This window comes from Deltaproteobacteria bacterium, from assembly GCA_026129095.1.
Lineage (GTDB): Bacteria > JAGRBM01 > JAGRBM01 > JAGRBM01 > JAHCIT01 > JAHCIT01.
Window position 1 is genome coordinate 208129 of sequence record JAHCIT010000006.1, and the last position, 17013, is coordinate 225141.

Genomic DNA, 17013 nt, shown 5'->3' on the forward strand with positions numbered 1-17013 from the left:
CGGCCAGAAAGAGCCATCGTGATCCCCCGCTACGCCCGCAAGGAGATGACCCGTATCTGGTCCGACGAGACCCGTTACGACTACTGGCTCAAGGTCGAAATCCTGGCGACGGAGGCCCAGTCGAAGCTGGGACTGGTGCCCCCCGAAGCAGTCGAAGCAATCCGCCGGAAGGCCCGTTACGACATCGCCCGCATTCAGGAAATCGAGGCCCAGACCAAGCACGACGTCATTGCATTTGTCAGTGCCGTGGCCGAGAACATAGGCCCGGAAGGCCGCTACCTCCACCTGGGAATGACCAGCTCGGACGTGCTTGATACCGCCCTCGCCTGCCAGATCCGCGATGCAGGGATACTGCTTCTGCAGGATATCGAGGATCTCATGGAGGCGATCAAGCGCCGGGCCTATGAGCACAAGGATACGGTGATGATCGGCCGGTCCCACGGTATCCATGCCGAACCGACAACCTTCGGCCTCATGCTCGCAACCTTTTACGAGGAATTCCGGCGGCACCGGCAGCGGCTCTATTGGGCGCTCCAACGTGTGGCAGTGGGCAAGATGTCCGGAGCCGTGGGGACATTCGCCAACATTGATCCCTCCGTGGAGTGGCATGTTTGCAAGAGCCTTGGCCTCGCCCCCGATCCGGTTTCCACGCAGATCGTGAACCGGGACCGGCACGCGGAGTTTTTCACGGTAATGGCGCTGATCGCCTCGAGCATCGAACGGCTGGCAACCGAAATCCGTCATCTCCAGCGGACAGAAGTTTACGAGGCCGAGGAATATTTCAGCCCTGGCCAGAAGGGCTCCAGCGCCATGCCGCACAAGCGCAACCCGGTTCTGACCGAGAACCTGACCGGCCTTGCGCGTCTCGTCCGGTCGATGGCTTTCCCGGCTCTTGAGAATGTCGCGCTCTGGCACGAACGGGACATCTCCCATTCATCCGTGGAACGGAATATCGGCCCCGATGCCACGGTCACACTCGACTTCGCCCTGGCCCGGCTTACCAGCGTCATTGAGAAACTGCTTGTGTACCCCGAGAACATGAGGAAGAACCTGGAACGTCTCGGCGGGTTGCATAATTCCCAGCGGGTACTGCTGAAGCTGGTCGAGTCCGGCTTCAGCCGGGAGAAGGCCTACGAGATCGTCCAGCGGGCCGCCATGAAGATATGGACCGGCGGGGCGAAGGACTTCCGGACTGAACTCCTCAACGAGCCCGCCATCAGGGAAACACTGGGGGAAAAGGGCATAGACGGCTGTCTCGACATAGCCTATCACCTCAAGCACGTAGGCACCATTTTCCGGCGCGTCTTTGAGCGCGACCGTCTCCAGTAACCGGAACAGCGGAAAGGTATCCTGCAATCCATGAGCAACGGCGGCATTCTTCCCGGCGCGGCGGCAGAGCTCCCCAAAGGTCTCCGGCGCGGCGCCAAATTCTATGAGGGCAAGGCGAAAATCCTGTTCCGGACCAATGACCGGAAGTTCGTCATCCAGTATTTCAAGGATGATGCCACCGCCTTCAATGCCCAGAAGCGCGGAACCATTGTGAACAAGGGCGTAATGAACAATGAAATCTCGTCGCTCATCTTTGCCTGGCTGGCGAAAAATGGCGTGCAGTCCCATTTCACCGGCCGCCTGTCGGAACGGGAAATGCTGGTGAAATCCCTCGACATCGTTCCGGTCGAGGTCGTCATGCGTAATATCGTGGCCGGCTCCCTTTCCAAGCGCATGGGGATTCCGGAAGGCCAGCCCCTGAAACGGCCTATTCTTGAGTACTATTACAAGAAGGACGAACTGGGTGATCCACCCATCAACCGCGACCATGCGCTGGTATTCGGGCTTGCCACAGCGAAAGAACTGGACCAGATCGACCGGACAGCACACAAGGTGAACCTGCTTCTTCTCAGGCTGTTCCGGTCCATCGGGATCAAACTTGTCGACTTCAAGCTGGAGTTTGGACGGCACGGCGGAAAAATCCTGCTCGGCGATGAAATCACGCCGGACGGATGCCGTCTCTGGGATACAAAAACCAACGAAAAGATGGACAAGGACCGGTTTCGCCGTGACCTTGGAAAGATCGAGGAATCCTATGAGGAAGTCCTCCGGCGGGTCCGCGAAAAAATCGGCCCCAGGCCAGTCCGGAAGGGAAGGAAGCAGTGAAAGCACGAGTTTTCGTTACCGTCCGGAAGGATGTACTGGACCCCCAGGGGAAAGCCGTCGAACGTGCCCTGCATCAGAGCGGTTTTTCGGCTGCCGGTAACGTCCGGATCGGCAAGGTGATCGAGATGAATCTCGATGCCACCAGGGGTCTTACCCCCCAGCAGGCAGAGGCAGAACTGAAGAAGATGTGCGAGAAGTTCCTGGCCAATACGGTGATTGAAGACTACCGCGTGGAGATCGAACCCTGAAAGCCGCCGTTATCCAGTTCCCCGGCTCCAACGACGACCGGGATACGGTCAACATGCTCCAGTCCGTATACCGCGCCGATGCCCGGCTTGTCTGGCACCAGGAAACCTCGCTCGGAGGTGCAGAGCTGGTCATTCTTCCCGGCGGATTTTCCTATGGCGACTACCTTCGCACCGGAGCAATGGCGAAGTTTTCGCCTGTCATGGATGCTGTCCGGTCCCATGCCACACAGGGGAAACCGGTTCTTGGTATCTGCAACGGGTTTCAGATCCTGTGTGAAGCAGGACTGCTTCCGGGCGTGCTCATACGAAACCGTCAGCTCAGGTTCATCTGTGACGATGTCCGGTTACGCGTGGAGACCACCGACTCGCCATTTCTGGGAAGCGCGAAAAAGAGCCAGGTTGTCTCCATGCCCATCAAGCACGGAGAAGGGAACTACTTCGCCGATCCCGAAACGCTGAAGCGGCTCGAAGGAGAGGGACAGGTGGCTTTCCGCTATGTGGATGCCAGCGGCCAGCCCTCCCCGGAAGCCAATCCGAACGGTTCGCTCAACAACATAGCCGGTATCGTGAGTGCCGGACGGAACATTCTCGGCCTTATGCCCCACCCTGAACACGCCTGCGAAAACGTTCTGGGGTCCGAGGGCGGCCGTGTAGTGTTCGATACCCTGATGGGTTCGAGGTAACCGCCTGTGGCCGATCCCGAAATCACTCCCGAAATCGTGAAGGAACATGGCCTCACGCCGGATGAATACCAGAAGATCATCAGGTCGCTTGGACGCGAACCCACATGGCCCGAACTGGGTGTCTTCAGCGTCATGTGGAGTGAGCACTGCTCCTACAAATCATCCCGCGTCCACCTGAAAAAGTTTCCGACGAGCGGTCCCCGCGTCCTTCAGGGTCCGGGTGAGAATGCCGGCGTGATCGATGCAGGTGATGGCATTGCCCTTGTTTTCAAGATGGAGTCCCACAATCACCCCTCATTTATCGAGCCTTACCAGGGAGCGGCGACGGGGGTGGGGGGTATCCTCCGTGACGTGTTCACGATGGGTGCCCGCCCTATTGCGAACCTCAATTCGCTCAGGTTCGGCGCACCGGATCACCCCAAAACGGCTCATCTTCTTTCCGGTGTTGTCTCCGGGATCGGCGGCTATGGAAACTGTGTCGGCGTGGCAACGGTGGGGGGCGAGGTGTATTTCAACCCCTGTTACAACGGGAACCCTCTCGTAAATGCCTTCACGATGGGCGTTGCCAGAACTGACCGCATCTTCAAGGGGCTGGCCGAGGGCGTCGGCAATCCGGTCATTTATGTTGGCTCCAAGACCGGCCGGGATGGCATCCACGGTGCCACCATGGCTTCTGAATCGTTCGACGAAACGAGCGGCGAGCGCCGCCCCACTGTCCAGGTTGGGGATCCGTTCACCGAGAAACTTCTTATTGAAGCGTGTCTGGAACTGATGGCCAAGGACTCGATCGTCGGGATTCAGGACATGGGTGCGGCTGGGCTCACCAGTTCGTCAGTCGAAATGGCCTCCCGCGCCGGCAGCGGCCTTGAACTCGATATCGACAGGATACCCCGCCGTGAAACCGGCATGACACCTTACGAAATCCTGTTATCGGAATCGCAGGAACGGATGCTGATTGTGGCCCGCAAGGGGCGCGAGCAGGAAGTGATCGATATCTTCCGCCGATGGGATCTCGACGTGGAAATCGTGGGCAAGGTGACCGATTCGGGCCGCTGGGTTGTGACTGAAAATGGCAAGCCTGTCTGCGACATCCCCGTCCCAGTGCTGGTGGACGACGCTCCGGTTTATAACCGTCCGGTCACTCGCCCTCCATGGCAGGATGAAGTCCAGAAACTGGACCTCGATTCAATCCCCCTCCCCCGGAACTACAACGACGTACTGCTCAGGCTGCTGGCTTCACCGAATATCTGTTCACGGGAATGGATCTGGCGGCAGTATGACAACTACGTCGGCAAGGCGACAATCCTTCCTTCCGGTTCTGATGCCGCACTCGTGAAGTTGCCCGGAGTGAACCGGGCCGCCGGCCTGACGGTGAACTGCAATTCACGCTACTGCTACCTGGACCCACGAACGGGCGGAGCCATCGCCGTTGCCGAATGCGCCCGGAATCTTGTTGCCTCTGGCTGCGAACCGGTGGCGCTTACAGACTGTCTCAACTTCGGCAATCCCGAACGGCCCGAGATCATGTGGCAGTTTGCTGAAGCGATCGAAGGGATGGCCGAAGCCTGCCGGGTTCTGGAAACACCAGTAGTGTCGGGCAACGTGTCCCTCTATAACGAAACCCTCGATGTGGGAATTTACCCTACACCGTCCATCGCCATGGTCGGGCTGCTTCAGGATCTTGGACACCGCACCGTACAGTGGTTCCAGAAGCCGGGCGACCGGATAGTCCTGATCGGCCGCACACGGGAAGAACTGGGTGGCTCCGAGTATCTCCAGGTGATCCATGGGCTCGAAAAGGGAATGCCCCCGGCACTCGACCTTGCTCACGAAAAAGCCGTCCAGAAGGCCGTTCTGGAGGCCATACGGGCCGGGCTGATCCGCTCGGCCCATGACTGCTCCGAAGGCGGGCTTGCCGTGGCCCTTGCTGAGTGCGGTTTCGGCGACCCTCGCCAGCACGGCGAGCGGCTTCTCGGAGCAGCGATTGAAATCGAAGACTATATCCGCGAGGACGCCCTCCTGTTCGGCGAATCCCAAAGCCGAATGGTCGTTACCGTGGCCAATGAGACAGATTTCGACCGGTTGCTGGCCATCTGCACCCGGCTGGAAACGGGCTGCCGGGAGATTGGCGTCGTCCAGGAGGGCACACTGGTGATCAATGGACTTGTCAATGTGCCGGTAAAGGATCTGTACCAGGCCTGGCGAACCCCGATTGCAAAGATCGCCGGAGAAAACTAAAGAACATCCGTTCAGCCGCGTTACCGGGATTTTTTGACGTTTGGCAGGGCCGGATGGGCGATCACAGTTTCCACGATGAATGCGGAGTGTTTGGCATCTTCGGACACCCGGAGTCGTCCAACATCGCTTACCTTGGTTTGTACGCGCTCCAGCACCGGGGGCAGGAGTCGGCGGGCATCGTTTCCAGCGATGGCGAATCACTGCATACCCACCGCGGTATGGGCCTTGTCGCGGATGTATTCAACGAACAGACGTTCAAGAATTTGCCCGGCCAGAGTGCCATCGGCCATGTCCGCTACTCGACGACAGGGGCTTCCCATGTCCGGAACGCCCAGCCTTTTGCCATGGACTACCGGCATGGTGCGTTTGCCATGGCCCATAATGGCAACATCGTTAACGATGTCCAGCTCCGCCGCGAACTGGAAGATTCCGGCTCGATTTTCCGTACCACGACTGATACCGAAATCATCGCCCATCTGATCGCAGCCAGTGAGGCCAAAACGACGGCCGGTCGCATCATGGAAGCCCTCGCCCAGGTACAGGGCGCCTACTCGATGGTATTCCTTACCGAAACACGGCTCATTGCCAGCCGGGATCCGCTGGGTTTCCGACCGCTGGTGCTAGGCAGCCTGGATGGGGCATGGGTTGTGGCGAGCGAAACTTGCGCCTTCGACCTCATAGGCGCCCGCTATGAACGTGAGATTGAGCCCGGTGAAACCCTGGAAATCACTGCCAGCGGGCTCACGTCCTACCGGGCTCCCGCCCCGGCCATGCCGCGCCGGTGCATTTTTGAATACATCTATTTTGCCCGGCCCGATTCGATTCTCTTCGGTGCCAATGTCTACCGGGTCCGGAAATCGCTGGGGTCGCGCCTGGCCGCGGAGCAGCCGGCGAAAGCGGATATTGTGATCGCAGTTCCCGATTCAGGAGTTCCGGCGGCAATGGGCTTCTCAGAGGCATCGGGCATTCCCTATGAGAACGGCCTCACCCGGAACCACTACGTCGGCCGTACATTCATCGAGCCGACCCAACAGATCCGCCACTTTGGTGTCAAGATCAAGCTGAACCCGAACCGGGGTGTCCTGGATGGCAAACGGGTGGTGGTGGTGGACGATTCAATCGTACGGGGCACGACATCACAGAAGCTCGTGAACCTGATTCGCCACGCAGGAGCCACCGAAGTCCATATGCGGATATCGTCACCCCCCACGACGGGCCCCTGCTTCTATGGAGTAGCCACGCCAACGAAGGAAGAACTCATCGCCTCAAGCCAGTCAGCCGCCGAGATATGCAAGTTCATCGGCGCTGATTCGCTCGGGTACCTGTCCATCGGCGGCCTCAAGGAGGCTGTTAATCAGGCTGATGGCGGGTTCTGTGATGCCTGCTTCTCAGGTGACTATCCGGTCACGGTTAATAATTCCGACCGCCGGCAGATGCGGCTGTTCGAGGATATCTCTTCCGGCAGCCGACGATGGCCCCGGGGCCAGACCGCTGGTTGAGAGAAAGGGAATGTTCCTGTCTTGAACGAACGCACACGGTTGCTGGAACTGCTGAAAACCCGGTCTTACGAACGCCGGAAGGTCAAACTCGCCTCCGGGGCGGAAAGCGACTTCTATATCGACTGCAAACGGGTGACTCTGGATGCGGAAGGTTCGGCCCTTGTCGGCGCTGAACTGCTGAAAAAAATCCGTGAAGAGACTCCTGGTGTCCAAGCCGTGGGTGGACCGACACTTGGCGCCGACCCCATCGCCACAGCTGTCAGCCTTACTTCGTTCCTCAAAGGCAGCCCCATGCCCGCCTATATCGTCCGGAAAGAGCCCAAGGGCCACGGGACCGGGCAGTGGATAGAAGGCACCGAAAACATTCCCGCCGGTGCCAAGGTTGTTCTGGTGGAGGACGTGGTCACTTCCGGCAGTTCCTCCCTGAAGGCCATCAGGCATGTCCGCGATGCGGGATATTCGGTCAACGATGTCTATGTACTCGTGGATCGTGAAGAAGGCGGCCGCGAAAACCTCGCCCGCGAGGGAGTAACCCTGCACGCACTCTATCGCAAGGGGGATTTTGTCTCGTGAACGGGAGGCGCTGGCTGCTGGGCCTTTCGGCTGCCGGCCTTGCCGGTGGTTGCGCCGAAACCATGACCACCCCGGCAGCCCTGCCCCAGTCTGGACCGGAAGGCGGCAGCACGGAGATACGGACAGTTGGCGGCTCCGAACTGGACGCCGCCAGAAACGCCTACTACCGGGCACTGGACAGCGGCACCAGGCGGGTACGCATCCAGGTGGACCGGGTGGACACTGCTGCTATCTACTGGGCAACGCTCGAGACCCCCGCCCTCCGCTCTCTGCGCCGCGATGCACTCGCCCTTTACGAGCTCTGGACGCCCGAACAGCGTGCTGCCGAGAACATCAAGGATACCGAGGTCCATAACGGACGCTGGACCTTCTCCGTCGTCCTTTATACGCAGGATTCCAGGGATAACCTGGTTTCCCGGTCGGGCAGTTCCGGAGTCCGTGCTTTTCTCCTTACCCAGAACGGGGACCGGCTGGAACCGATCGAGGTGCGAAAGCACGAAACCCCAAGATCCCGGATCGAATGGCTCTACCCGCACAAAGACCGCTTCTCGACTGTCTGGCAAATCGTCTTCCCTGAACCTCAAAACCCAGGCCCGGTGGAGCTTCAGCTCACCGGGCCCGGTTTCGTCAGCGCGACATCCTGGGAGTAGCGGGAGTTTCAGACCGCCGTCGACAGATCATCCATCATTCACGATCGTGCCGGTCATTGTCAGGTCACACGACGCACTGGCTATTCCCAGGCTGGACTGGAACTGGAGGGCGACATCCACTGAAAAACCGTCGCCAATAAAAATGTCATCCGCCAGCCGTATATCAACCTCGATCCTGCCCGCATCGTCGGTAAAAAACACGGTGGGCAGGGTTTCCGGCGCTGATCCCACCACATTGGCCATCAGGAATGCCCCGCCGGGGTTGGGACTGTCGTCAATCGCAATCAGCGATGAGAGATAAATCGGTGCCCCTGCAGCCGGAACATTCGTGACATTTCCGTACCGGTCCAGAATCGTGTTATTAGCGAAAGTCGTCCTCTGGACCCCGTTCGGCTTGGTCGCCACAACAAATGCCCGTCCAAACAGATACCCCGCAGGCAGCAGGATCACTTCATTCTTCGTATTCGGATCACCATCACCAGGGATAGCGAAACCCAGGTCAATCGTTGCGCAACTCGCAGCCAGCGATATGCCTGACGAGCCCACACCTGGATCACCGCAACTGGCGAGCACAAGAGCCGCCGCCAGGAACGGGGCTGCCGCCAACTGGCGAATCCACTTTCCGCCGGTATGCACTGTTGTTTTCATGGCCATGGTCTCCTTGACAGTTCTCACGTACATCTCGTTCCGCTTCCCTGGCTCACTTATTCCATCAGGATAGTCGGGGTGATGAAGAAGAGCAGTTCGGTCCGCTGGTCGCTGTACCGGTTGGTCCGGAACAGATAGCCCAGCAGCGGAATCTTGCTCAGGTAGGGAATGCCGATTTCGCCAAAGCCGCCGGTATAACGGGCGACACCGCCAATAACGGCCGTCTGCCCGTCGCGGACCAGGAGCTGCGACTTGGCTTCATTCTTGTTGATCGCCGGGTTGCCGAATGCGGTCGGAATGCCAGGGTTGATCTGGTTGTCCGAGATTTCCAGCTTCAGGATTACCGACTTGTCGCTGGTGATCTGCGGGGTCACCTTGATCCCCAGCGTGGCATCCACGAAGGTCGTGGTGATCGAACCGCCACGGAAAGTAGTGATCGGTACGGAAACACCCGTCTTGATTTCAGCCTGATTATTGTCGATCACGCTGATCCGGGGCGTGGCGATAATACGGCTCTGGCCGGTCTGCTCGAATGCCGACAGCACCACGTCCAGATTGAACGATTCCGACAGGGTGCCGAAGCTGAATCCGATCGACTGGCCCGACCGCTGGCCGACAGCCGTCACGGGCAGGTCCACCAGGAAGTTGTTGCGGAACACGGAATCTCCGAACGAATTGCCCGTGTTCGGGGATGCCAGGAAACGCCCGCCCCACTGGATGCCAAACTCGCGCTGGAAGTCGAGTGTCGTCGTGACAACCCGGGCCTCAAGCAGGATCTGGCCTGTCTGGGTGTCGAGAGCCCGCACGGTCTGGACGATCTTGTCGATCGCCCGCTGCGTGTCCTGCACGAGCAGGCTGTTGCTGCGCGTATCAACGGAGACAGTGCCCCGGGGCGTCATGATCTGCTTCACGCGCTCCGACAGTTCGCCTGCATCCGCATAGTTGACCGGGATGATCTGGAACTGGAGCGGCTCAAGCTGCTCCTGCTGCTGGATTGCCGCCAGCCGGGCCTCTTCCTCGACCTGGAGATCCTTCTTGGGCGCGATCCGGATGACATTCCCCACCCGGCGGCGGCCGAGACCATTGGTTTCCAGAATGATGTCGAGCGCCTGGTCCCATGGAACGTTCTTGAGAACAATGCTGATATTGCCCTTCACTTCCGGAGAAGCGATCAGGTTGAGCTGGGCAACTTCGGCGATCAGAGAAAGCACGTCGCGTATATCGGCCTCCCGGAACTCCAGCGACATGCGCGTCCCGGTATATCCCTCGGCAGCAGCGGTAGCCAGGCGACGTCCGCCACCCGCAACCGTGGAGGCAGAAGCCTCGACAACGCTGTGCGACTGGACTGCCATGCCCGTATCGGCCTGCTCCAGATCCGCTGCCTTGACAGGCGCAGGTGCCGCTTGAGCTGCTGGTGCCGCAGCCACGACCGCCGCCGGTTTGGCTGACGGCAGTTTCGAAGGCAGGCGGATTGCTACCGTTCCGGCCTTCGGATCTGTTGCAACGGTATGATCAACCGGCGAACGCAGCGCAATTTTTACGCGGGTCATCGGCTGGATATTCGTGGTATCGGCAATGGACGTTACCTTCGAGATTGTCGAAGTCGCATCATCTACAACCTGAACGGACACCAGTTCGGGCGGCATTTCCACGCCGACCATCCGGACTTCAATCTCGTCCGGGGCGGGCTTCGACACATCCGGAGTCACGATCTTCTCCGCCTTGATCGTCACGGAGACCTGGTCACCCTTGGTCTGGATCGTCACAGCCGTGACTTTCGGGTAGACCGGAGCCGCAGGAGGAGGTGGAGGCGCTGCCACAACCGGCGCCGGAGCGGGCGGGGGTGGCGGTGCGGCCGGAAGTTCTGGCTCAACCTCAATCAACTCTTCCGCCGCAGCGGTTTCGGCAGGAGCCGGAGGAGGAGGAGGCAATTCCGAAGGGGTAGCCGCCGGAAGTGCTTCCGGCTCCGGAGGTATATCGACCTGAGCCACCTCTGCAGGGACTGCCGGGAGTGCTTCGGGTTCCGGGGGAGGCGGCGGCAACTCGTCAGCAACCGGGGCCTCCGGAACGGGTGCAGCCGCCACCGGCGGAGCCGTGAAATCGGAGGGCAACTGCGGCACCACACCGCCAGCGGCAAGACTGATCAGTATTTTGCCGCCTCGAGCGGTGGCTGCTGGTTCAAAATCCTCGGCTGTCAGCTCGACAATTATCCGGACCCGATCAGGACTATCCACAACGCGAATGCTGGAGATGAGCTTGCTCGGCCCGGGATCAACGCTCGTAAGACCCGATTCATTTCGCACATTGCGGACATCGATGACCAGGCGGGGCGGGCTGTCAAGCGGGTAGTTATCAAACTCGATTTCCCGGCCGTTCGTGTCGATGACGATATCGGAGAAATCTCCCCGCTGTTCGACCCGGAATCCGGTAACCGCTGTGGCAAAGCCGGATACGTCAGCCTGGGCTACCCAGTTGCCTGGTACCTGCTCACGCGCCGAAAGGTTCAGCAAAGGAAGCAGTGACACCGCCGCCGCGATGGCAGCGATCCTGCGTGTCCGCCTCTTGAGGCCTGTTGCTGACTGCATTTGTGACATCTCCTGTGTTCCCGGTCTTGTTCGGTTCCCGAACCTTGCCTGTCATTCGCACGGGGTGACGAAAGTGCTTTCGCCGCCCTACATGCTCATTATCGTCGTCACTCTCTGATATGCCCTGAGATTCTCATCCCAATAGCGTTCTTCAACTTCGATTTCGCCCTCGCGGATCGCCCTGATGCGTCCGCGGTGTTTCCCGATTTTCTGTCCTACCCTGACTGTCCAGTAGTTGTTCTGGGGATCTTTCAGTTTCGCTCTGGAGTCCCGGATTCCCCAGATGATTCCAAGCACCTTCAGATCCTTGAGCTCGAACAGTTCCAGCGGCTCCTTCATCTCTTCGCCGCATTCTTCCGGGATGACCGTACCCGGCGGGAGATATTCACCCGGTTCTGGACACTTGATGACCGGCTCACGGTAAGGAAGGAACGGATCAGGCAGGGATGCATCGTACTGGAATGCCGGCTTGATCTGGACCAGTTCTGGCACGGCTCCGACAATCTGTGTGGTATCAACCGGGACGCCTGTGGCAGGCGTTGTTTCCGGAATGGCGCCCGCTGGAGGCGCTGCCGGAGCCACCGGTGCAGCCGGTACCGGAGCATCGGGAGTCACAGCCTGGGCTGCCGGCTCCGTCACCACAGCGGCGGGAGCATCCTGTGCAGCCGGTGCCTGTGCGTTCGCAATGCCCGCAGCGCCTGCGAGCAGGACGATCAAGAAGCTTGTCCGTATGGAAGCATCGGCGTACATGGATTACCTGCCTCCCTTCTTCGTTGGCACGGCCTTCTGTTCAGCATCGGTAAGAAACCGGAATGTCGTGGCCGTGACGGTGGCCTTGAGCAACGCACCGCTGTCATCGACTGGCTTCAATGTCAGGTTCTCGATGTTGATGATCCGCTGCTGGTTCGCCAGTTCATTAAAGAATATCCCCAACCCGTGGTAACGGCCTTCCATTTCTAGCGTCAGCGGAATGCTCGCATAGAACTGGATCGGCTTTTCCGCCTGAGGAGCCATCTTGTCAAACCGGATTCCGTTATCCTTTCCGATACGGTTTACCTGGTTCATGAATTCGGGGACCTTTGCCTGAAGCGGAAGACGCGTCTGTGCTTCTGCAATTGCCTCACGCAAACGGTTGATTTCATCCAGGAACTTGTCTCTCTGGGCCGCCAGCGCCTGCGCTTCAACCAGACGCTCATCCAGCTTCTTGTACTGGCCTTTCAGGCGGGTAATCTCGATCTCAGTGGCATCGTAGAGTCCGAAGTGGAAGGCGGCGCTGATTACAGCCACCACAACCACATGGAGCCCGACCTTCTGGCCAACAGGCCACTTCAGGTAGACATTAAGACCCTTCTTAATGTCTTCGATGGGAAGGTTGTCCAGCACTCCAGCCATGACTTCTCTGGTATCCTTCCTGCTCTCAGGCCCGGGTCGAAACCCGCGCCCTGAACTTGAACTCCACGGACTTCCGTAGCCCGCTGGCCTTTGCTGAGGCAGTTTTGGGATCGCCTTCGCTTTCCTTGAGCTCGGGCGCATCTACCGATTCAAACGTCGGCTGCTCACGAAGGCGATTGATGAAGTCGATGACCGTCGCGCTTTCGTCGGCAACACCGGTAAGTGTCAGCGAATTGTCTTTCTGGGTGAACCCCGTAAGCCACAGCTTTGTGGGCTTGATCCGGGAAATATCCGACATGATCCGCGCCGGACCCGTGCGGGCATTAACCAGCTTCTCAATGGTTTCCTGCCGCGACTTCAGCACTTCCCGCTGCTTCTTGAACTCTTCGATTTCCTTTTCGACCGGCTTCAGAACTTCCAGATTCCTGGTGTGACTCTGTATCTTCTTCTGCCAGTCATCGCGTTCCGAAGTGATCTGGGCAACCCGGTAAATCCAGATCGTGAGCGTCAGGAAAACCACCAGGGCAAAGATTGCCAGCTCGGAGCGGAGCTGAAGCTCGCGCTTGGATATGCGAGGGGGGATAAGATTGATCTTGATCATTTGTCACCCACCCGCCGCATGGCCAGCCCGACCGATACGGACATCTGGGCCGCATCCCGTTCCAGAGCCGCAGCGTCAAACTCCTTTTCGGAGTAGATGATGGAGTTAAAGGGATTCACAAATTCACAAGGGATGCTGAGGCGCTCCTGCAGGAGACGAACCAGCCCCGGAGTCTGCGAAGCGCCGCCCGACAGGTATATCTTGGAAATGGTCTCGTCAGTCGCCTGTCCAATGAAGTAGTCCACTGACTTCTGGATTTCCGTCACGATCTGCTCGCCAACGCCGGCAATGATCGACTCTACTTCCTGGGGGATCACCTCGTCAGAGGCCTCATCCGCCCGCTTGCCGATCTTGAAGGCCTCGGCCTCGGAATAAGAGACATTAAGCTGCTTCTGGATCTCCTCGGTGAGAAGATTGCCGCCGATTGCCGCGTCACGCGTAAAAACGCTGCGGCCGGACTTGAGAACGTTCAGATTCGTCACGGCCGCCCCCACGTCCACCAGCGCGACGATCTCGCCTTCGGCCAACTCGTAGTTGGCGCAGAACATGTTCTCGATCGAAAACGCATCGTGCTCGACCACCTCGCAGGCATAGCCCGCCTCGGCAATTACCGTTGCGTAGTCATTCACCATGTCCCGCTTGGCAGCGACCAGAAGCACGTCCATCTTGCCCTGTGAATCGGCTTCCTTGCTCAGTATCTCAAAGTCGATGTTCACGTCGTTGATATCAAACGGGACGTACTGTTCGGCCTCGAACTGGATTGACTCACGGAGAGTTTCCGCAGTCATGAACGGCACCTGGATGATCTTGATGATAACGGAGTTGCCGGAAATCGAGGTGGCACAACCCTTCAGCTTAGGCTTGATCTCGGCCAGAAGCTCAGTGATCACTTCGCTCACGGCAGCACCGTTCATGATCGCCCCGTCGACAATACATTCGGATGGAAGCTCCCGGACGCCGTACTTGACCAGCTTCCAGCCCTTCTTGGCCGGTTTCAGCACACAGGCCTTCACCGAGTGCGACCCGATATCCAGGCCGATCAGCCGCTTTTCGCCGCCAAACAAGCTGATCACGGTGTCATTACCTCCACGCTCGTTCCAGCCGCCATCTCAGGCCGCATCTTCCTGGTCCGCGAACACCTTGTGGCGTTCAGTGAGTTTCAGGCCAAGTGCAAGAATTACCTTGCGCTTGGTATCCATGCGGCAGTCGTGTCCCGCTTCGATACGGTCAATTGTAAGCGAACTGACACCCGCTCGGCGAGCCAGTTCCGCCTTTGACATCAGCAACGCTTCCCGCAACTTGCGAACATTGTTGCGGGAAAACGGAAACTTGTGACGGGAGGGCTCGCCCCCCAGGGCGCTATTTACTTGAGACATAGCTGCGCTCTGCTTTACTCGTTATCCGAGAAAGGTGTGGGGGGAAGGTGAGTGAATTATGAATCATTCACGGGAACTGTCAAGAAAAGAAATGCCTTTGACCGTGAATTTCGCACTTAAAGAAGTATAATTATCTATAGTTTACCCTCATTCACATATATAAATGACAAGAAAACAAACCGAAAAAATACGTTTAATATCAACAAGTTAAACCTTATCAGACATCGCGAGTGAACCGCCAATGAGAGTTAATAACCCCCTGAATCGCACCGGATTATTTTTTGAGATAATGCGAAAGTTGTCCTCACATCTCCAGTAAGGAAATATGCCCTCCGTGAACACAAGAATACTCTGGATCGGGCTCTCTGGCCTTCTGCTCCTGCTGATAGCGGGCACCTTGCTCATGCTGGGCACCACTGATGACGAGACCGGCAGCAAATCTTCCAGCGCCCGGACCGCGGAAGAACAGGAGGCCGGCCGCGGCCCTGCCAGCCGCTCCAGCCGTGGCCCTGCCTATCGCGGCGAACTTCCGGGGGGGGCCCGGCCGGGAGGTTTTTCAGCAACTGGTCCAGCAGAAACCGATGCCCGGATGGTCTACGAGACTGCCATGCAGACGTGCCAGACCGTCGTTCAGAATGAACGGTCGGCATTCGTCCCCGACTGCAATCTTGAAAATGCGATTCGCCCCCGCGGAGACATGGCCAGCGCGAGCGTGGCCATCCAGCGCGCGTTAGATCTGCATCCGGACAGTGCAGATGCCCAGCGGTGCAAGGGGGAACTGCTCCGACTGCAGGGCGACATCAATGGCGCCACCGGCCTGCTGGAAGAATCTGCGCGGAGCAACCCCTCGGATCCCGCCACGTTCCAGAGCCTTGGGGAGGCGCTTTCAAAACAGGGCCGCACCGATGAGGCGCTGGATGCATTCCGCCGGGCAGCCCGTCTGGATTCCCGAAACCCCGAGCCGGAGCTGGCCCAGGCGCGGCTGCTTCAAATGCTGCGTCAGCATGCGGAGGCCGAAGAAGCCTTCCAGAGGGCGCTGGATCTCGATCCCGAATCGGCCGAGGCACTAAACGGATTGGCCGCCATCTCCATGGCAGGTGGCAAGCCCCAGGTCGCACTGGATTACCTCTTCAAGGCAATAGACGCGAAGCCCGACAACCCCGATGCCTACAGCAATATCCGTAAACATGGACTTTACGCTCCGGCACGAAGACGGCTGGATACGCTTGCAACCCTGCTTCGTGAGGCCGCCGCCAAAAACCCCGGCGATGCAGATGCCCAGCATCGCCTCGGACGGGTTCTTCTTGTCCAGGATAAACGCGAAGAAGCGGTAGCCCATCTCAGGAAATCTGTTGAGCTGGCTCCAAACTTCGCCTGTGCATATGTAAATCTCGGTTCCGCCTTGCTCGCTGCCGGCAAATCCGGCGATGCCATGGAGATATATCGCAAGGCGGCCGAGATGGATCCCTCCATCGCCGAACGTTATCCCGAAATGCAGCGGATGCTCACCCATCAGGAAACCCGCGAAGACAAGCTGGCCGAGGCACGCCGGAAAGCCGAGGCAAGCCCTGGAGACCCCGCCATCCAGAACGAGCTGGGCCTTGCCCTGCGGGCGGCCGGAAAGTTTGACGAAGCGATGGACGCGTTCCGGAAAGCAGTCGAACTGGATCCAAAGAATATCGGCGCACAGAACAACCTCGGCAATGCACTCCTCAGCAAAGGCAAATTCGCCGATGCAGAAGCTGCCTTCCGGGCTGCCATCGAAGCCGATCCCCGGAACGTCGAGGCGCTCGCCAACTTGGGCAAGACATACAACATCCTCGGTAAACGGGCTGAAGCCGAAGAGGCGTTCCGGAATGCACTCAATAACGACCCCACCAATGGCTCTGCGCTCGCCGGGCTTGCTGATGCCCAGCGTGCCAGCGGCAAGCTGGGTGATGCCGTGGAATCCTACCGGGCCGCAATCCAGAACAATGCCAATGATCTCAGCTCACGCTTCAATCTTGGCAATACGCTGGACCAGATGGGCAACTTCAACGAAGCGGTGCGCGAATGGAACTCCCTGATCGAGAAACATCCGAACTTCGCTGAAGGATACTCTGCCCTCGGACAAAGCCTCGAAAAACAGGGCAACTACCGGGAAGCGATCGACGCCTACCGCCGGGCGATCGAACTCCGTCCTTCGAACCCCTATAACTACCGGAATCTGGGTTCTGCCTTGGCTGGCCAGGGTCAGACCGCTGAAGCCCGCGAAATGTTTGAGCGTTATGTGAAGTTTGCGCCCAATGAAACGGCCGAAACACAGCGGCGCAGGGAAGTGGAAAGGATACTGGGTGGAGGGCAGTGAAACCGCACGCTGCATTCGG

General features: G+C 58.8%; 16 protein-coding genes. 9 read left to right on the forward strand and 7 right to left on the reverse strand.

The features are described 5' to 3' along the window. The first annotated feature begins 18 nt into the window (after positions 1-18). From KIT79_10555 to KIT79_10590, 8 genes are read left to right on the forward strand one after another with little or no spacing between them, the layout of a single operon-like run. Complete coding sequence (locus KIT79_10555; protein MCW5829738.1) at positions 19-1329, forward strand: adenylosuccinate lyase; 1311 nt, start codon at positions 19-21, stop codon at positions 1327-1329. Between the two features lie 30 nt (positions 1330-1359). After that, on the forward strand, positions 1360-2154 hold the full coding sequence (locus KIT79_10560; GenBank protein MCW5829739.1) for a phosphoribosylaminoimidazolesuccinocarboxamide synthase: 795 nt from the start codon (positions 1360-1362) through the stop codon (positions 2152-2154). Next, positions 2151-2402 (forward strand): phosphoribosylformylglycinamidine synthase subunit PurS, encoded by a 252-nt coding sequence (purS, locus tag KIT79_10565; protein ID MCW5829740.1) that lies wholly within the window; start codon positions 2151-2153, stop codon positions 2400-2402. Before KIT79_10560 ends, purS begins: the two co-directional genes overlap by 4 nt. Next, positions 2399-3085 carry a phosphoribosylformylglycinamidine synthase subunit PurQ gene (gene purQ, locus KIT79_10570; protein MCW5829741.1) on the forward strand — a complete coding sequence of 229 codons (687 nt, stop codon included), beginning with the start codon at positions 2399-2401 and terminating at the stop codon, positions 3083-3085. Before purS ends, purQ begins: the two co-directional genes overlap by 4 nt. Positions 3086-3091: 6 nt before the next feature. Next, complete coding sequence (gene purL / locus KIT79_10575) at positions 3092-5323, forward strand: phosphoribosylformylglycinamidine synthase subunit PurL (protein MCW5829742.1); 2232 nt, start codon at positions 3092-3094, stop codon at positions 5321-5323. Positions 5324-5376: 53 nt separating this feature from the next. Beyond that, positions 5377-6822: an amidophosphoribosyltransferase gene (locus KIT79_10580; protein ID MCW5829743.1), complete on the forward strand. Its 1446-nt coding sequence runs from the start codon at positions 5377-5379 to the stop codon at positions 6820-6822. Positions 6823-6843: 21 nt separating this feature from the next. Further along, complete coding sequence (gene pyrE, locus KIT79_10585; GenBank protein ID MCW5829744.1) at positions 6844-7395, forward strand: orotate phosphoribosyltransferase; 552 nt, start codon at positions 6844-6846, stop codon at positions 7393-7395. Then, the gene (locus tag KIT79_10590) at positions 7392-8045 is read left to right on the forward strand and encodes a hypothetical protein (GenBank protein ID MCW5829745.1); all 654 of its coding nucleotides are present in this window, start codon (positions 7392-7394) and stop codon (positions 8043-8045) included. The genes pyrE and KIT79_10590 overlap by 4 nt, the downstream gene beginning before the upstream one ends. A gap of 27 nt (positions 8046-8072) precedes the next feature. Here the strand turns inward: KIT79_10590 and KIT79_10595 are convergent, their stop codons facing one another. The 7 genes from KIT79_10595 to KIT79_10625 form a co-directional block, all read right to left on the reverse strand. Next, positions 8073-8693: a hypothetical protein gene (locus KIT79_10595; GenBank protein MCW5829746.1), complete on the reverse strand. Its 621-nt coding sequence runs from the start codon at positions 8691-8693 to the stop codon at positions 8073-8075. A gap of 56 nt (positions 8694-8749) precedes the next feature. Next, entirely contained in the window at positions 8750-11278 is a 2529-nt protein-coding gene (gene pilQ / locus KIT79_10600; GenBank protein MCW5829747.1) for a type IV pilus secretin PilQ, read from the reverse strand. 87 nt (positions 11279-11365) lie between these two features. After that, positions 11366-12028 carry a pilus assembly protein PilP gene (locus KIT79_10605; protein MCW5829748.1) on the reverse strand — a complete coding sequence of 221 codons (663 nt, stop codon included), beginning with the start codon at positions 12026-12028 and terminating at the stop codon, positions 11366-11368. A 3-nt stretch (positions 12029-12031) separates the two neighbouring features. Continuing rightward, positions 12032-12670: a type 4a pilus biogenesis protein PilO gene (gene pilO / locus KIT79_10610; GenBank protein MCW5829749.1), complete on the reverse strand. Its 639-nt coding sequence runs from the start codon at positions 12668-12670 to the stop codon at positions 12032-12034. A 25-nt stretch (positions 12671-12695) separates the two neighbouring features. After that, positions 12696-13271, reverse strand: coding sequence for a PilN domain-containing protein (locus tag KIT79_10615; GenBank protein ID MCW5829750.1), 576 nt, complete (start codon positions 13269-13271; stop codon positions 12696-12698). Beyond that, positions 13268-14335: a type IV pilus assembly protein PilM gene (gene pilM / locus KIT79_10620; GenBank protein MCW5829751.1), complete on the reverse strand. Its 1068-nt coding sequence runs from the start codon at positions 14333-14335 to the stop codon at positions 13268-13270. The genes KIT79_10615 and pilM overlap by 4 nt, the downstream gene beginning before the upstream one ends. A gap of 45 nt (positions 14336-14380) precedes the next feature. After that, positions 14381-14647 carry a helix-turn-helix domain-containing protein gene (locus KIT79_10625; GenBank protein MCW5829752.1) on the reverse strand — a complete coding sequence of 89 codons (267 nt, stop codon included), beginning with the start codon at positions 14645-14647 and terminating at the stop codon, positions 14381-14383. A gap of 334 nt (positions 14648-14981) precedes the next feature. On the opposite strand from KIT79_10625, the gene KIT79_10630 reads away from it, so the two are divergent. Next, the gene (locus KIT79_10630) at positions 14982-16994 is read left to right on the forward strand and encodes a tetratricopeptide repeat protein (protein ID MCW5829753.1); all 2013 of its coding nucleotides are present in this window, start codon (positions 14982-14984) and stop codon (positions 16992-16994) included. Positions 16995-17013: the final 19 nt, after the last annotated feature.